At 48.2% G+C, this 2,154-nt stretch carries 5 protein-coding genes; all 5 read right to left on the reverse strand.

Annotated elements, in window-relative coordinates; genetic code table 11:
- The coding region (locus HMPREF2865_RS05930) for a hemagglutinin repeat-containing protein (protein ID WP_210399355.1) at positions 1-718 on the reverse strand (718 nt) is incomplete at its 3' end.
- On the reverse strand, positions 676-867 hold the full coding sequence (locus HMPREF2865_RS11990; protein ID WP_083323879.1) for a hypothetical protein: 192 nt from the start codon (positions 865-867) through the stop codon (positions 676-678). The genes HMPREF2865_RS11990 and HMPREF2865_RS05930, both read right to left, overlap by 43 nt.
- Positions 860-1,288 carry a hypothetical protein gene (locus tag HMPREF2865_RS05935; protein WP_002233344.1) on the reverse strand — a complete coding sequence of 143 codons (429 nt, stop codon included), beginning with the start codon at positions 1,286-1,288 and terminating at the stop codon, positions 860-862. Before HMPREF2865_RS05935 ends, HMPREF2865_RS11990 begins: the two co-directional genes overlap by 8 nt.
- 2 nt (positions 1,289-1,290) lie before the next feature.
- Positions 1,291-1,737, reverse strand: a complete 447-nt coding sequence (locus HMPREF2865_RS05940; RefSeq protein WP_070646392.1) for a DNA/RNA non-specific endonuclease — start codon at positions 1,735-1,737, stop codon at positions 1,291-1,293.
- Positions 1,738-1,835: 98 nt separating this feature from the next.
- A partial coding sequence (locus HMPREF2865_RS05945) for a transposase (RefSeq protein ID WP_141752524.1) occupies positions 1,836-2,154 on the reverse strand: 319 nt, incomplete at its 5' end.

The following is a 2,154-nucleotide window of genomic DNA, read 5'->3' on the forward strand; positions in this document are numbered from 1 at the left end:
CTTGGGCGTAGGCGGGGGAATGGGCCAGCATCTCTTGTTGTCGTTGTGCGTCGCTTAGGCTGAGATAGTGTTCGTAGCTGCCGTCGTTACGCTCTTTCAGGCTGCCTTCGTGGGCGGCCTGTTGTTTTTCCAGCTCTTGGGTCGCGGCTTTGGCACGGTTGCCCCTATAGGTGCCGACGGCACTGTGGATGGCGGCAGTCGATTGGGCAATGGTTTGCTGTTTGTCGAGTAGATTTTGCAGATCGGGAACGCTGTCGGCACCGTGATGGGCAGTGGCCGAATCGGTATGGATGCCGAGAGCGCGGGCACTGGTTTTTTTGCCGCCGATGGTGATGTTGCCTTCGCTGAGTACCGAGCGGGTATAGCCTTGGCTGTCGCCGCTTTCATGCTGCGGCAGGGTGGGGCTGTAGTTGAGGCCTTTGTTCATGTTCTGGCCGGCGGTTTGGGACGCACGACCAAAGGCGCTTTGATTGAAGCCGTCGCCTCCTTTCAGGCTGCCGCCATAACCGGCACCGATGCCCATGCTGCTGCCGGTTTGCCGGCGGCTGTCGGCCGCGGCCAGCAGTCGGATATCGTCGCTGGCATACAGCAGGGCATCGCCTTCGGCGGAGATTTGTGCGCCTTTGGCTTCGATGTTGCCTTCGGTGGCACGGATGCTGAGATGGCGGCCGGCTGTCAGCGAGCTGCCGACGGCTTCGGCGCTGCTGCCATCCTGCACCTGCGTGCTGCGGCTGCGGCGGCGGGCACAATCAGAGCCGAACCGAAACCGAGCAGCAGGCTGAAAGCCAGCGTGCCCAAATGCAAACGACAGCCTGAATGGGGTTTCGGGCTGCCTTTAATCTGCATTATGGAATCATGATTAGCCATACGGGTTTTCTGTTTTTTGCTTTTCTTCTTTAAACCATTGTTCAAAAATATTACCCGGTGTTAAATCATCTCTATGCGAGAAAAATTTTTCATATGAATAATTAGCGGATGCTTTCTGATTTACATTGTCATATATGAGTTTCAACTGAGTTGGAATTTCCTGATGATTCTCGGCAAAGACAGAGCATAGTTCCGAATAATCTTCCATTCCAAGATTAAGAAACTGCCATTGAATCTCTTTTGTATTAAAAGACTCCTTTCTCATAATTTTATTATCCACTTTAAAAAAAGCATCAAAAGACAATACGTTTCTTTCCCTTGCACCATATATATAGACAGCGGTAACCCCCTCTCCTGAAAATTCAAGTGCCAAGCTAAGCATACGTTTTTGTATTTCTGATATCTTATCTTCAAATTTCATTTTTACTTTCCTGTGTTGTAAATCTTTTCAACTTTTTTAATGCCATCAATTTCATATTGAATAACAAAATGATCTGGCCTTAAACTATTTCCCTTGTATTGTATATCAACATTTACCGTTACGCGTTTCTTTTCCATTAATGCATTTGCCCATTCATTTTCTAGAATTTTATAATTGCTTAAATTAACTCCGCTAAGCTGGGATACCAGATTATCCAACTTTGGAGACCCGCCAAATCTATCTCCCGCCAAATGACCAGCATGATCACCACTGAGTTTTCCCGGAGTATTAGGGTTATGATGAAGCCTGTCGGAACGTTTGGTTAACTGAAGCTCTTGTGCTTCCCATGTTTTTAACCGCCCAAGATGATCAGTTTGGTATATATATTCAAACTCTCCGGCTGAGACCTTTGCAAAATTCCTTTTCCTCCGACAGCCGAAACCTAACACAGGTTTTCGGCTGTTTTTGTTTCAAATATCTACTGATTCTACTCAAATACCCCCATAATCCCCCTTGGATACCTGATAATCAGGCATCCAGCCGCCTTTTAAGCAGCAACAGGCACACTTAGCCTGTTAGCCGCTTTCAAAAGGTTCAAACACATCGCCTTCAGATGGCTTTGTGCACTCACTTTGAGCAGACCAAAATAGGCTGCCCGGGCATAGCGGAATTTACGGTGCAGTGTACCGAAGCTTTGTTCGACCACATAACGGGTCTTCGACAAATATCGGTTGCGTTTGGTTTGTGCTTCCGACAGCGGATGTTTGCGGTGTGCTTTGCGCATAATGCCGTCCTGCAGTCGACGCTCTTTCAGATGTTGCCGGTTTTCCTTACTGTCATAGCCTTTATCGGCATAGACGGTCGTA

Origin of the sequence: Neisseria sp. HMSC073G10 (genome assembly GCF_001812605.1) — a bacterium.
Taxonomy (GTDB): domain Bacteria; phylum Pseudomonadota; class Gammaproteobacteria; order Burkholderiales; family Neisseriaceae; genus Neisseria; species Neisseria subflava_A.

Excerpts from the sequence above, each read along its gene's own strand:
- HMPREF2865_RS11990 (WP_083323879.1), bottom strand. The coding sequence starts at position 867 with ATGGCTAATCATGATTCCATAATGCAGATTAAAGGCAGCCCGAAACCC.
- HMPREF2865_RS05935 (WP_002233344.1), bottom strand. The coding sequence starts at position 1,288 with ATGAAATTTGAAGATAAGATATCAGAAATACAAAAACGTATGCTTAGC.